We start from the raw sequence: 13,137 nt of genomic DNA on the forward strand, positions 1-13,137 counted from the left end.
TTTTTATGGGGGGCAGGACTTTGAGGTCGCTTTGCAATGTGAACTGGACGATTAACGTGCAGTAGACCCTGTATCGTTGATGTCCTTCGCGAGCAAGCTCGCTCCCACAGGAGAAACGCGGTCCCCCCTAAACCAGGTCGGCTATAAGGCCGCCTCGCAGTGGACGTTGATCTCGGACGCCCCGTTAACCACGATGGCCGAACGCAGGCATTGTGGAGTGGGCATCCCGGCATGGATGCCGGGATAGCCGCGCTGGGCCATGGATGGCCCTTCGCGGCGGGCCCACGGAGCAATGCCGGAGTGAGGGCATGCCGAGCCTAGGCGAGGCACCGAGTGGTGGGGCAAAAGCGTTTTGCTTACTTTTGCGCTTCTCAAAAGTGAGCCGCTGTAAGAGCGGAACCATAAGCCGCCGTTACCCAAGAAACGGATATACACACAAACCCAAAACATAAAAAAACCCGCATCACTGCGGGTTTCCTCACACCACTAAAGCCTCAGTTAACCTTAGCGTTCAACTCACCCTTCAAATACCGCTGATACATCGCTTCCAACGAGATCGGCTTAATTTTGGAAGCATTACCGGCAGTCCCAAACGCCTCATAACGCGCAATGCACACATCACGCATGGCCGTCACAGTGGCGCCGAAGAACTTGCGCGGATCAAACTCACTCGGATTGGTCGCCATCAAACGACGCATGGCACCGGTAGAGGCCAGGCGCAGGTCAGTGTCGATGTTGACCTTACGCACACCGTACTTGATACCTTCGACGATTTCCTCAACCGGCACGCCGTAGGTTTCCTTGATGTCGCCGCCGTACTGGTTGATGATCGCCAGCCATTCCTGCGGTACCGAGGAAGAACCGTGCATCACCAAGTGGGTGTTGGGGATCCGCTTGTGGATTTCCTTGATGCGGTCGATAGCCAGCACGTCGCCGGTCGGTGGCTTGGTGAACTTGTAGGCGCCGTGGCTGGTGCCGATGGCGATGGCCAGGGCGTCGACCTGGGTTTTCTTGACGAAGTCCGCCGCTTCTTCCGGGTCGGTCAGCATCTGGCTGTGGTCCAGCACGCCTTCGGCACCGATGCCGTCTTCTTCCCCGGCCATGCCGGTTTCCAGCGAACCCAGGCAACCCAGCTCACCTTCCACCGACACACCGCAGGCGTGGGCCATGGCCACGGTCTGCTGGGTGACGCGGACGTTGTATTCGTAGTCGGTCGGGGTCTTGCCGTCTTCGCCCAGGGAACCGTCCATCATCACCGAGCTGAAGCCCAGTTGGATGGAGCGCTGGCAGACGTCCGGGCTGGTGCCGTGGTCCTGGTGCATGCACACCGGGATGTGCGGGAATTCTTCGATCGCCGCCAGGATCAGGTGACGCAGGAACGGCGCGCCGGCGTATTTGCGGGCACCGGCCGAAGCCTGGACGATCACCGGAGAGTCAGTCTTGTCAGCGGCTTCCATGATGGCGCGCATCTGCTCAAGGTTGTTGACGTTAAAGGCTGGAACGCCGTAGCCGAACTCGGCTGCGTGGTCCAGCATCTGACGCATGCTGATAAGTGCCATTGTGTCTCTCTCCCGGTCGAGGGTCGTTAATCGTGCCAGCCTGCCGGAGCGGCGGCGGCTATTCAAGTCATTGCGGATCGGGGGTTGGCCCGAGCTGCGTGTTCGGTGGAACAAAATCTCAAAACTATAGAGACCCCTGTGGGAGCGGGCTTGCTCGCGAATGCGGTTTCACATTCAGCAGATATGCAAGCTGACCCGCCGCATTCGCGAGCAAGCCCGCTCCCACATTGGATCTCTCTGGATCAATTAGCCTTGCAGCCACGCCCAATCAAGTCATTGGTGGCGACCCAATACACCAGGCCTTCCTCACCCTTGACGTGAAACGCCAGCATGTCATCGCTGTACAGCGAACCTTCGGCACCCGGCTCAAGCTTGAGGCGATAAACCTTATCGGCACCGCCCAGGCGTACATCGACTTCCTTGCGGGCGGCATCGGCGTAGCGCCAGAGCACTTTGGCCTCGCTGTCACAGGTCCAGCTCGTCCAGCCCTCTTCAACAGGCTCGGACGACTGCAAAAAACCCAGTTGCGAACAACCGGCCAGCAATGCCAAGGCCATAACGGCGATCAAGCCTTTCATCCGTGTTCCTCGACGGACGGCACTCGCCGCCCGCCATGAGTTAAGAGTCAGACCCGTCAAGGACAACCATGTTCCTTGGCCGGGGTTTGCGTCTCGTATTTGTCCAGGCCGTCCGGTCCGGAACGCTTGTTCAGCACCGGATTCGTCTCGGCCTGCCAGTCAGCCTGGTAACAGCCTTCTTCGGGCGTCGGCGTGCCGGTTTGCGGGGCCGGAGCCTGCGGGCTGCTCGAGCAAGCCACCAGCATCGTTGCCGCCAGCAACAACGTGAACGTCTTGACCATCAGAACACTCCTTTGCCTGGTCAACGCCGCCTCAGGCCTTGGCCCGGCTTTCCAGGACTTCCACGGCCGGCAACACTTTGCCTTCGACGAACTCGAGGAATGCGCCACCACCGGTAGAAATGTAGGAGATCTGGTCGGCCACGCCATATTTGTCGATGGCCGCCAGGGTATCGCCGCCGCCAGCGATGGAGAACGCAGCGCTTTCGGCGATGGCCTGGGCCAACACCTTGGTGCCGTTGCCGAACTGGTCGAACTCGAACACGCCGACCGGGCCGTTCCACAGGATCGTCTGGGAGGATTTCAGCAATTGGGCGAAGTTGGCTGCGGTTTGCGGGCCGATGTCGAGGATCATGTCATCGTCGGCCACGTCGGCCACCAGCTTGACGGTGGCCGTCGCGCTTTCAGCGAATTCCTTGGCCACGACCACGTCCACCGGCAACGGTACGCTGACCTTGGCGGCGATTTCCCGGGCGGTGTCCAGCAGGTCCGGTTCGTACAGGGATTTGCCGACCGGGTGACCGGCGGCGGCGAGGAACGTGTTGGCGATGCCGCCACCGACGATCAACTGGTTGCACACCTGGCTCAGGCTGTTGAGCACGTCCAGCTTGGTGGAGACCTTGGAGCCGGCCACAATGGCGGCCATCGGCTGGGCCGGCGAGCCCAGGGCCTTGCCCAGTGCATCCAGCTCGGCCGCCAGCAACGGGCCTGCGGCTGCGACTTTGGCGAATTTCGCCACGCCATGGGTCGAACCCTCGGCGCGGTGAGCGGTGCCGAAGGCATCCATCACGAACACGTCGCACAGGGCGGCGTATTGCTGGGCCAATTCATCGGCGTTCTTTTTCTCGCCCTTGTTGAAGCGCACGTTTTCGAACAGCACGACATCACCAGCCTTCACATCGACGCCGCCCAGGTAGTCCACGACCAACGGCACGTCGCGGCCCAGGGCCCGGCTCAAGTAATCGGCTACCGGCTTGAGGCTGTTTTCCGCCGAGAACTCACCTTCGGTCGGACGGCCCAGGTGGGAGCAGATCATCACGGCCGCGCCTTTTTCCAGGGCCAGCTTGATGGTCGGCAGCGAGGCCAGGATACGCGCGTCGCTGGTGACAACACCGTCCTTGACGGGGACGTTGAGGTCTTCGCGGATCAGTACGCGCTTACCTTGCAGATCGAGGTCGGACATCTTCAACACGGTCATGGGTCGCAATTCCTGGGTAACTGTTTAGAGAGCAGGTTTTTTCGAAGCGGTTTGCAGGTAATGCTCGGCAACGTCCAGCATTCGGTTGGCAAACCCCCATTCGTTGTCGAACCAGGCCAGGATGTTCACAAGCCGCGGCCCGGAAACACGGGTCTGGCTGGCATCGACAATGGCCGAATGGGGGTCATGGTTAAAATCACAACTGGCGTGAGGCAACTCGGTGTAAGCCAGGAGGCCTTTGAGCGGGCCGCTGGTGGCGGCTTCGCGCAGGATCCGGTTGACCTCGGTGGCGTCGGTATCGCTCACGGTCTGCATCGTGATGTCGAGGCAGGACACGTTGACCGTCGGCACCCGCACGGCTTTGGCCTGAATTCGCCCGGCAAGTTCCGGCAGCAGCCGTTCAATGCCGCGCGCCAGACCAGTGGACACCGGAATCACCGATTGGAACGCCGAACGGGTGCGGCGCAAGTCCTCATGGTGGTAGGCGTCGATCACTGGCTGGTCGTTCATTGCCGAGTGGATCGTGGTGATCGACACGTACTCCAGACCAATGGCCTGGTCCAGCAGGCGCAACAGCGGCACGCCGCAGTTTGTGGTGCAGGATGCGTTGGACACCAGCAGCTCTTCGCCGGTCAGGCAATCCTGGTTCACGCCGTAGACGATGGTGGCGTCGACATCCGCTTCGCTGGCCATCGGCTGGGAGAACAGCACCCGTGGCGCGCCGGCCGCGAGAAAACGCTGACCGTCTTCGCGGGTGTGGTAGGCACCGGAACACTCGAGCACCAGATCGACGCCCAGGGACGCCCAATCGATGCCTTCGGGGGTGGCACTGCGCAGCACTTTCACGCAGTCGCCATTGATATGCAGACAATCGCCCTCTACCCGCACTTCGCCGGGAAACCGGCCGTGGGTGGAGTCAAAGCGTGTCAGGTATTCGATGCTGGCCATGTCGGCCAGGTCATTGATCGCCACGATTTCGAAATCGGCCTTGGCCCCTCGCTCGAACAACGCACGCAAGACGCAACGACCTATCCGGCCGTAGCCGTTGAGTGCAACTTTGTAGGGACGCGGTTGGGGCATGGGGTTCTCGGTTACCGTGGTGAATCCTTCAGTCCAGTAATGCCTGAGCCTGCGCTATCGCGAGCAAGCTCGCTCCCACAGGGTCGGTGAAAATCCTTGTGGGAGCGAGCTTGCTCGCGATGGCGTCAAAACAGACAACCTGTTTGCGGATCAGTCTTCCAGCAGCTCTTCAGCCTGACCCAGGATGTTTTCCAGGGTGAAGCCGAACTCCTCGAACAGCGCCGGCGCAGGCGCCGATTCGCCGTAGGTGGTCATGCCGATCACGCGGCCTTCCAGGCCCACGTACTTGTACCAGTAATCGGCATGGGCAGCCTCGATGGCGATCCGCGCGCTAACTTGCAGCGGCAACACCGCCTGCTTGTAGCCAGCATCCTGGGCATCGAACACGCTGGTGCACGGCATGGACACGACGCGTACGTTGCGGCCCTGCTCGGTCAGCTTGTCGTAGGCCTGGACGGCCAGGCCGACTTCGGAGCCGGTGGCGATCAGGATCAGTTCAGGCTCGCCGATGCAGTCCTTGAGCACGTAGCCGCCGCGGGTGATGTCGCCGATCTGGTCGGCATCGCGGTTCTGGTGCTGCAGGTTCTGGCGGGAGAAGATCAGCGCCGAAGGGCCGTCTTTACGCTCGAGGGCGTATTTCCAGGCCACGGCCGATTCCACGGCGTCGCAGGGGCGCCAGGTGTCCAGGTTCGGCGTGCAGCGCAGGCTCGCCAGTTGCTCGATCGGCTGGTGCGTCGGGCCGTCTTCGCCCAGGCCGATGGAGTCGTGGGTGAACACATACAGGATGCGTTTTTTCATCAGCGCCGACATGCGCACGGCGTTGCGGGCGTATTCCATGAACATCAGGAAAGTGGCGCCGTAAGGTACCAGGCCGCCGTGCAGCGCAACGCCGTTCATGATTGCGCTCATGCCGAACTCGCGAACGCCGTAGTACATGTAGTTGCCGCTGGCGTCTTCGGCGCTGACACCTTTGCAGCCTTTCCACAGGGTCAGGTTGGAACCGGCCAGGTCGGCCGAACCGCCCAGCAGTTCCGGCAGCAATGGGCCGAAGGCGTTCAGGGTGTTCTGGCTGGCCTTGCGGCTGGCGATGGTTTCGCCCTTGGCGGCGACTTCAGCGATGTACGCCGAGGCTTTTTCGGCGAAGTCGGCCGGCAGCTCGCCGCTGAGGCGACGCACCAGCTCGTTTGCCAGCGCGGGGAATTCGGCGGAATAGGCAGCGAAACGCTGGTCCCACTCGGCTTCGAGCGCACGGCCCTTTTCCTTGGCATCCCATTCGGCGTAGATGTCGGCCGGGATTTCGAACGGGCCATGGTTCCATTTCAGCGCAGCGCGGGTCAGGGCGATTTCCTCGGCCCCCAACGGTGCGCCGTGGCAGTCTTCCTTGCCTTGCTTGTTCGGCGAGCCGAAACCGATGGTGGTCTTGCAGCAGATCAGGGTCGGCTGGGCGCTTTTGCGAGCGGTCTCGATGGCGGTCTTGATTTCTTCCGGATCGTGGCCATCGACGTTGCGGATCACCAGCCAGTTGTAGGCTTCGAAGCGCTTGGGGGTGTCGTCGGTGAACCAGCCTTCGACTTCGCCATCGATGGAGATGCCGTTGTCGTCGTAGAACGCGATCAGCTTGTCCAGGCCCAGGGTACCGGCCAGGGAGGCGACTTCATGGGAAATGCCTTCCATCATGCAGCCATCGCCCAGGAACACGTAGGTGTGGTGGTCGACGACGTTATGACCTGGGCGGTTGAACTGCGCCGCCAGGACTTTTTCCGCCAGGGCAAAACCCACGGCGTTGGCCAGGCCTTGGCCCAATGGTCCGGTGGTGGTTTCCACGCCTGGGGTGTAGCCGTATTCCGGGTGGCCCGGGGTGCGGCTGTGCAACTGGCGGAAGTTCTTCAGGTCATCGATCGACAGGTCATAGCCGGTCAGGTGCAGCAGCGAGTAGATCAACATCGAACCGTGGCCGTTGGACAGCACGAAGCGGTCACGGTCGGCGAACGAAGGATTGCTCGGGCTGTGCTTGAGGTAGTCGCGCCAAAGCACCTCGGCGATATCCGCCATACCCATGGGGGCACCGGGATGGCCGCTGTTGGCTTTCTGCACGGCATCCATGCTGAGGGCACGAATGGCATTGGCACGCTCACGACGGCTGGGCATCGCTGTTCTCCTGCGGGTATTGAATCGAGAATGAATAAAACGAAACTGAAAAAGGCGAGCATTTTCCCTCACCCACCCGCTCCGGGGCAATGACAGATAGTCATCCTTGAGCGTTTTTCCGGTGGATAAAGTCGCATTCGCCGGGTGAAACCTTTCCGCTGATGGCCTGTAGAGTCAAGCACGGAGTGGGAAGTGCCATTTATCATCCAATATCAAAACTTTTTGATATTGAACTTGCGATGATCCAAACCCCTCACTAGACTGCCTCACTGAAACGGACCGCCCCACTCATGAAACAGACGGCCCCACTATGAACCTGCCCGCGCCCTCCATTCGCCACGACGACTGCGATGAGCTGGCGGCCCTTTGCAAGGCCGGCGGCGATCCGTTGCGGCTCAATGTATTGCGTGCCCTGGCCAACGATTCGTTCGGCGTGCTGGAACTGGCGCAGATCTTCGGCATCGGCCAGTCCGGCATGAGTCACCACCTCAAGGTCCTGGCCCAGGCCGACCTGGTGGCGACCCGCCGGGAAGGCAACGCCATTTTCTATCGTCGCGCCCTGCCCCACACCGACCTGCTGGGCGGCAAGCTGCACGCGGCGCTGCTGGACGAAGTGGACGCACTGAGCCTGCCGACCGACGTGCAGGCTCGCATCACCCAGGTTCACGGGCAGCGGGCGGCCGCCAGCCAGGACTTCTTCGCACGGGTCGCCGAGAAGTTTCGCGCCCAGCAAGACCTGATCGCCGGCTTGCCGCAATACCGTGAAAGCGTGGTGGCGCTGCTCGACAAATTGAGCTTCGAGCCTGCGGCCACGGCGATCGAAGTCGGTCCCGGCGATGGCGCCTTTCTGCCGGAGCTGGCGCGGCGCTTCAGCCAGGTGACGGCACTGGACAACAGCCCGGCCATGCTCGAACTGGCGCGCCAGGTGTGTGAGCGCGAGGCCCTGGCTAATGTGCGCCTGCAACTGGCCGATGCACTGGATGGCATGAGCCTGCAGGCCGACTGCGTGGTATTGAACATGGTGCTGCATCATTTCGCCGCGCCGGCCGATGCACTCAAGCACATGGCGCGCCTGCTGCAACCGGGCGGCAGCCTGCTGGTGACCGAGTTATGCAGCCACAACCAGAGCTGGGCCAGGGAAGCCTGCGGCGACCTCTGGCTCGGCTTTGAACAGGACGACCTGGCCCGCTGGGCCACCGCAGCGGGCCTCGTGCCCGGGGAAAGCCTCTATGTAGGCTTACGTAATGGTTTCCAGATCCAGGTTCGCCACTTTCAGCGACCCACTGGCGACACTCACCAACGGTAACTTGTAGGAAAACATCGAGATGAGCGAATACTCCCTTTTCACCTCCGAGTCCGTGTCTGAAGGGCATCCGGACAAAATCGCCGACCAGATTTCTGATGCGGTGCTGGACGCCATCATTGCTGAAGACAAGTTCGCCCGCGTGGCGTGCGAGACTCTGGTGAAAACGGGCGTGGCGATCATCGCTGGCGAAGTCACCACGTCGGCCTGGGTCGACCTGGAACAGATCGTTCGCGACGTCATCCTGGGCATCGGCTACAACAGCTCCGACGTCGGCTTCGACGGCGCGACCTGCGGCGTGATGAACATCATCGGCAAGCAGTCCCCGGACATCAACCAGGGCGTTGACCGGGCCAAGCCTGAAGACCAGGGCGCAGGCGACCAGGGCCTGATGTTCGGCTACGCCAGCAACGAGACCGACGTGCTGATGCCGGCCCCGATCACCTTCTCGCACCAGTTGGTTAAACGCCAGGCCGAGGCCCGTAAATCCGGCCTGCTGCCGTGGCTGCGCCCGGACGCCAAGTCCCAGGTGACCTGCCGTTACGAAGGCGGCAAGGTGGTCGGTATCGACGCCGTCGTCCTGTCGACCCAGCACAACCCTGAGGTGTCCTACAAAGACCTGCGCGAAGGCGTGATGGAATTGATCGTCAAGCACGTGCTGCCTGCCGAGTTGCTGTCCAAGGACACCCAGTTCCACATCAACCCGACCGGCCAGTTCATCATCGGCGGCCCGGTGGGCGACTGCGGCCTGACCGGTCGCAAGATCATCGTCGACAGCTATGGCGGCATGGCCCGTCACGGCGGTGGCGCGTTCTCCGGCAAGGACCCTTCCAAGGTTGACCGTTCGGCCGCCTACGCCGGTCGTTATGTCGCCAAGAACATCGTGGCCGCCGGCCTGGCCGAGCGCTGCGAGATCCAGGTGTCCTACGCCATTGGCGTCGCCCAGCCTACATCGATCTCGCTGAACACCTTCGGCACCGGCAAGATCGGCGATGACAAGATCATCAACCTGGTCCGCGAAGTGTTCGACCTGCGTCCATACGCCATCACCACCATGCTCGACCTGCTGCACCCGATGTACCAGGAAACCGCCGCCTATGGTCACTTCGGTCGTACGCCAGAGACCAGGACTGTCGATGGCGATACCTTCACCACGTTCACCTGGGAAAAGACCGACCGCGCGGACGCCCTGCGCGCCGCTGCCGGCCTGTAACACCCGCGAGTAAGAAAAAGCCCCTGGCGACTGGGTCGTCAGGGGCTTTTTCTATTAAAAAAATCAATGTCAGGCACCGACCCTGTGGCGAGGGGATTTATCCCCGTTGGGCCGCGCAGCGGCCCCAAACCAGCCACCTCGGTGTGTCAGGTTAACGGTGCTTGACCATTTGGGGCCGCTTCGCAGCCCAGCGGGGATAAATCCCCTCGCCACAGGGGGACCATGTCCTCGGTTCCAACAGGGCCCTCAGAGAGTCTAGGCCCGCCGAGCCACCAGCAAAAACGAAGCCGCACCTGCGAGCAGCCCCGCACACATTCGATTGAACAGGCGTTTGCCACTGGGCCGGGCGAACAGCCGCCGCGCGTAAATGCCCATATAGCAATACAACCCGATGGCGATGCACTCCAGCGCGAGGAACAAGCCACCCAGCACGGCGAATTGTTGAGTGACGGTACCTGTACGGTCGACGAATTGCGGCAGGAACGCAGTGAACAACAGAATTGCCTTCGGATTGCCAATCGCCACCAGGAACTCCTGGCGCGCCAGGCCGGCCCGGGTCATCGATGCGAGCCCGGCTTCGCTGTCAGCCTCGGGCCGGGCCCGCCACAACTGCACGGCCAGATAGAACAGGTAACCGGCACCGACGAGCTTGATCCCCAGGAACAGCAGCTCCGATGTGTGCAACACGGCGGTGAGCCCCACCGCAGCCAGGGCGATCATGATCGCAAACGCCAGTAACCGACCGATGCCGCCGCTGCACGCCCGGACGAAGCCATAACGCGAGGCGTTGCTGATGGAGAGCAGGTTGTTCGGCCCCGGCGCCATGTTCAGCGCAAAGCAGGCCGGAATGAAAACAGCGAGTGTCGGCAGGTCCATTCGGGCGTTCCAGGCAGAGGTGGATCGAAGGCTCATTCTGCACCGGTCATCGAGGGGTTCAAGGGACAGTTGCGTGGCGAAATCCCGCGGGACTGTACCGCCGCGACTTTGCCACCAGGCGCCGCAAAATCCGGTAACGCTCCGCCCCTCGCAACAGCCGGGACGCTGACTAGCCTTGAGATACTCAACCGAGCAAGGATGCTTCGATGCCAACGTTCCTCTATGCCCTCGCCTGCCTCGCATTCATGGCCCTCCCCGCGCTAGCCGCACCCTGTCCCGACTGGCCCGCTGAACGGGCCCGGGCGGAGATCGCCGCGCTGCAACAGCAAATCGACACCTGGGATGATCGTTACCACCGCCTCGGCCAATCGCTGGTGGCCGATGAGCTTTATGATCAATCCCGCACACAGCTGGGCCAATGGCGCCGCTGCTTCCATCTCGCGACACCCGACGAGCCCCTGCGCTCAGCGCGCGGAAAGGTGCGGCACCCCGTCGTCCATACCGGCCTGGAAAAACTGAAGGACGCCGACGCCGTGGAGGCCTGGCTGCTCGGTCGAGCGGACGTCTGGGCGCAACCGAAAGTCGATGGCGTGGCGGTCTCCCTGGTTTACCGCAAGGGTCGCCTGCATCAGGCGATCAGCCGCGGCGATGGCGTCCTGGGGCATGACTGGACCGCGAGTGCGCACCAGATCGGCGCCATCGCGCAGCAACTGCGCCAGCCCGTGGACCTGGTCGTCCAGGGCGAGTTGTACTGGCGCCTGGACGCCCATGTCCAAGCCAGCCGCGGCAGCCTGAACGCCCGCGCAACCGTGGCGGGTTTGATGGCGCGCAACAATTTGACGGCGCAGGAGGCATCCTCCATCGGCCTGTTTGTCTGGGACTGGCCTGAAGGGCCCGGCACCCTGCCAGAGCGGATGGCCGCGCTGAACGCGCTGGGTTTCGCTGACACCCACGACTACAACCAACCTGTCCGGACACTGAGGGATGCCCAGCGGTGGCGCGACCACTGGTACCGCACACCGCTGCCCTTCGCCAGTGACGGGATCGTCCTGCGCCAGAGCCGCCGCCCACCCGCCGACCGTTGGCAGGCCAGGACGCCGTTCTGGAGCGTGGCCTGGAAATACCCGTATGCCCAGGCCCTGGCCGAAGTGCGCAAGGTGCGCTTCAAGGTCGGGCGTACCGGGCGCATCACTCCTGTGTTGGAACTCGAACCGACCCTGCTCGACGACCGGCGGATTCGCCGGGTCAGCGTCAGTTCCCTCAAGCGCTGGGAGGAGATGGACATCCGTCCCGGAGATCGGGTCGCCATCAGCCTGGCCGGGCTGACCATTCCACGACTCGACGAGGTGGTGCTGCGCAGCCTCGAGCGCCAGGACGTCAATGCCCCCGCGGCGAGCGATCATCACTTCTTGAGTTGCTGGCAAGCGACGCCCGGCTGCGAAAGCCAATTCCTCGCACGCCTGAACTGGCTCAGCGGCAAGCACGGGCTCGCCCTGCCCCATGTCGGCCCCGGCACCTGGGAAAAACTCCTGGCTGCCGGCAGGCTTCACGGATTGTTGGATTGGTTGACCCTCGATGCCGCCGAGCTTGCTAACATTGACGGCTTCGGCGAACGCACCAGCGCGCGCCTGCTCGCCAGCCTCGACAGCGCCCGGCAACGCCCTTTCGGGCAATGGCTCAAGGCCTTGGGCCTGCCACCCATCGGTGGGGCCCGGCTGGAAGGGCCGTGGCAGGCGCTGGCCGAGCGCAGCACCGAACAATGGCAAGCCGAAGTCGGCATCGGAGCGGGACGCGCCGCGCAATTGAGCGCCTTTTTTCGCGACCCGCAGGTGCTGGCCTTGAGTGACGTATTACGCTCCGCCGGGGTCGACGGTTTTTAATCCGGCCCCGTGCGGTTGAACCCAAGAGGCGAACATGCGCTCCAACAGCGCATCTGTACCGACCGCTCGCGATTTTTTACGGAGTTGCTATGAATTTCCTGTCCCCCGTTGCCCTGCTGGTCTTATGCAGCGCCATGGCCGCCCCTTTGCTGGCGGACGAACAAACCCCGGAACTCACCGGCTGCGCGGCCAAGCGCCAGGGCATCATCAACCAGATCGAACTGGCCAAGTCCCGTGGCAACCAGGACCAGCAGGCAGGCCTGGAAACCGCATTGAGCGAAGTCACCACCCATTGCACCGATGCGTCCTTGCGCAAGGAGCGTGAAAACAAGGTACTCGATGCCAAGCACGAGGTCAGCCGGCGTCAGGCCGACCTGGAAAAGGCCATGAAGAAAGGCGACGCCGAGCGGATCAACAAACGCAAGGACAAGCTGGCAACCTCCCGCAAGGAGCTGCAGGAAGCGGTGGATGAGTTGGATAAGTGAACATCCGATCTGTAGGCGCTGGCGAAGCCTGCGATCGTTCAAGGCATGTCAATAATCCCGAAACTCTTTATGACAGGCACTGCACGCATCTTCGACCTTCTGCACCGCCGGCCCCAGGTAACTGGCCCTGTAAGGCTGGACTTTGCTGGCGGTTACCAACTCACCGGTGGCCGCTTCAAGGCTGCGAGCCAGTTCCTGGAAACGCGCCTGTTTTTGCCAGACGTCATCCCGGGCGCTGGTGTGGTCTTGCTCACGCACTTGCGGGAAGTGCTTCCACGGCTCATGGGACAATTGGTCCAATTGCGCCGCGCCCTCGGCGAAGCGTGCGCCATCGAACGGGACTCGGCCGCGCAACATGCCGCCCAGCTCTTCATTGGTCTTGAGCATCTGCTTGAAAATCGTCTTGCGCTGGCCCAGGGGAGAATTGGGGTCGACGCCGCCACAGGCGGACAACATCAGGCAGGCCAGCACAGCCATGGAAAATCGTTTTACAAACATCTTGGCCTCGGGGCAGGAAACGGCGGTTAGTATCCTCGGGT

General features: G+C 62.4%; 12 protein-coding genes. 4 read left to right on the forward strand and 8 right to left on the reverse strand.

The features are described 5' to 3' along the window. Window positions 1-494 precede the first annotated feature (494 nt). From fba to tkt, 6 genes are all read right to left on the reverse strand, one after another. Window positions 495-1,559 carry a class II fructose-bisphosphate aldolase gene (gene fba / locus BM317_RS13750; protein WP_003177554.1) on the reverse strand — a complete coding sequence of 355 codons (1,065 nt, stop codon included), beginning with the start codon at window positions 1,557-1,559 and terminating at the stop codon, window positions 495-497. A 242-nt stretch (window positions 1,560-1,801) separates the two neighbouring features. Next, window positions 1,802-2,137, reverse strand: a complete 336-nt coding sequence (locus tag BM317_RS13755) for an MliC family protein (protein ID WP_092474614.1) — start codon at window positions 2,135-2,137, stop codon at window positions 1,802-1,804. 56 nt (window positions 2,138-2,193) lie between these two features. After that, a complete protein-coding gene (locus BM317_RS13760) occupies window positions 2,194-2,418 on the reverse strand; it encodes a hypothetical protein (RefSeq protein WP_092176548.1) in 225 nt (74 codons plus the stop codon). 31 nt (window positions 2,419-2,449) lie between these two features. Further along, a complete protein-coding gene (locus tag BM317_RS13765; RefSeq protein ID WP_092176552.1) occupies window positions 2,450-3,613 on the reverse strand; it encodes a phosphoglycerate kinase in 1,164 nt (387 codons plus the stop codon). Window positions 3,614-3,637: 24 nt separating this feature from the next. Further along, window positions 3,638-4,693 (reverse strand): erythrose-4-phosphate dehydrogenase, encoded by a 1,056-nt coding sequence (gene epd / locus BM317_RS13770; protein ID WP_060740248.1) that lies wholly within the window; start codon window positions 4,691-4,693, stop codon window positions 3,638-3,640. Between the two features lie 150 nt (window positions 4,694-4,843). Then, a complete protein-coding gene (tkt, locus tag BM317_RS13775) occupies window positions 4,844-6,841 on the reverse strand; it encodes a transketolase (RefSeq protein ID WP_092176556.1) in 1,998 nt (665 codons plus the stop codon). A 310-nt stretch (window positions 6,842-7,151) separates the two neighbouring features. On the opposite strand from tkt, the gene BM317_RS13780 reads away from it, so the two are divergent. Further along, entirely contained in the window at window positions 7,152-8,147 is a 996-nt protein-coding gene (locus tag BM317_RS13780; protein WP_092176560.1) for an ArsR/SmtB family transcription factor, read from the forward strand. Between the two features lie 19 nt (window positions 8,148-8,166). Next, the gene (gene metK, locus BM317_RS13785; protein ID WP_060740245.1) at window positions 8,167-9,357 is read left to right on the forward strand and encodes a methionine adenosyltransferase; all 1,191 of its coding nucleotides are present in this window, start codon (window positions 8,167-8,169) and stop codon (window positions 9,355-9,357) included. A gap of 255 nt (window positions 9,358-9,612) precedes the next feature. On the opposite strand, the gene BM317_RS13790 is transcribed toward metK, so the two are convergent. Continuing rightward, on the reverse strand, window positions 9,613-10,233 hold the full coding sequence (locus BM317_RS13790) for a LysE family translocator (protein WP_092474616.1): 621 nt from the start codon (window positions 10,231-10,233) through the stop codon (window positions 9,613-9,615). Between the two features lie 206 nt (window positions 10,234-10,439). Between BM317_RS13790 and ligB the strand changes: the two genes are divergently transcribed. Then, the gene (gene ligB / locus BM317_RS13795; RefSeq protein WP_092474618.1) at window positions 10,440-12,113 is read left to right on the forward strand and encodes an NAD-dependent DNA ligase LigB; all 1,674 of its coding nucleotides are present in this window, start codon (window positions 10,440-10,442) and stop codon (window positions 12,111-12,113) included. An 89-nt stretch (window positions 12,114-12,202) separates the two neighbouring features. Further along, window positions 12,203-12,598: a DUF1090 domain-containing protein gene (locus tag BM317_RS13800; RefSeq protein ID WP_060740242.1), complete on the forward strand. Its 396-nt coding sequence runs from the start codon at window positions 12,203-12,205 to the stop codon at window positions 12,596-12,598. Window positions 12,599-12,646: 48 nt separating this feature from the next. Here the strand turns inward: BM317_RS13800 and BM317_RS13805 are convergent, their stop codons facing one another. Then, window positions 12,647-13,096: a c-type cytochrome gene (locus BM317_RS13805; protein ID WP_092474620.1), complete on the reverse strand. Its 450-nt coding sequence runs from the start codon at window positions 13,094-13,096 to the stop codon at window positions 12,647-12,649. Between the last annotated feature and the right edge of the window lie 41 nt (window positions 13,097-13,137).

It is taken from the genome of Pseudomonas sp. NFACC24-1 (assembly GCF_900115235.1).
Lineage (GTDB): Bacteria > Pseudomonadota > Gammaproteobacteria > Pseudomonadales > Pseudomonadaceae > Aquipseudomonas > Aquipseudomonas fluorescens_AA.